General features: G+C 74.3%; 1 protein-coding gene and 1 pseudogene. Both read left to right on the top strand.

Going from position 1 to position 707, the window contains the following annotated elements; genetic code table 11:
- The coding region (locus tag G3I71_RS45200) for a LysM peptidoglycan-binding domain-containing protein (RefSeq protein WP_164324730.1) at positions 1-289 on the top strand (289 nt) is incomplete at its 5' end.
- 327 nt (positions 290-616) lie between these two features.
- Positions 617-707 (top strand): annotated as a pseudogene (locus G3I71_RS45205) (transcriptional regulator NrdR); the annotation flags it as partial.

The raw sequence follows: 707 nt of genomic DNA on the forward strand, positions 1-707 counted from the left end.
TCCACTGCGCCTGACGGCGCGCGGTCGCGTCGTCGTGTGGGGCCTGGGCCTGCTGGTCGCCGCGGGTGCGGGAGGGGTCGCCGTCTCGGCGCAGGCCGACGGTCCGCGGTCGGCGATGGAGGTCGAGCGCGTGGTCGTGGCGCCCGGGCAGACGCTGTGGGGCATCGCGTCGGAGGTTGCCGCGCCCGGCGAGGACGTCAGGGACGTGGTGCTGCGCCTGCAGCGGCTGAACGAGCTGCCGTCCGCCGGGTTGACGGCGGGGCAGACGCTCGTCGTCCCCGTGGGTTGATCGTGGACGCGGGTTGTCAGTGTCGACGCCTCCGGCTAGGTTAGCCTTACCTCATTCGGCAGGCTGGGGGGCCAGCCGGAGGTGTGTGCGGCGATCCGGTGCGTCCGGGTCCGCCAGCGCGCAGCAGCAGGTGGCGCCGAGGCGAGTCGGCGCCACGAAGGGACGGGGGCGTCCCGGCGAGGGTGGCCGTCGCACGGCGGCCGCCCTCGCGCTGCCGAGGAACGCGATGTTGCAGTTGCGCCTGCGACGTCCTACCGTCGCGTGCGTCCGTCCGGCGCGTGTCGTGGCGGGCGCCGTCCCGTGATCGGCAACGCCGAGAGGTTCGTTGTGCACTGTCCCTTCTGCCGGCACCCCGACTCGCGCGTGGTGGACTCCCGCACGTCCGACGACGGGTCCTCGATCCGTCGGCGGCGCCAGT

Origin of the sequence: Streptomyces sp. SID12501 (assembly GCF_010550245.1) — a bacterium.
Taxonomy (GTDB): Bacteria; Actinomycetota; Actinomycetes; order Streptomycetales; family Streptomycetaceae; genus Streptomyces.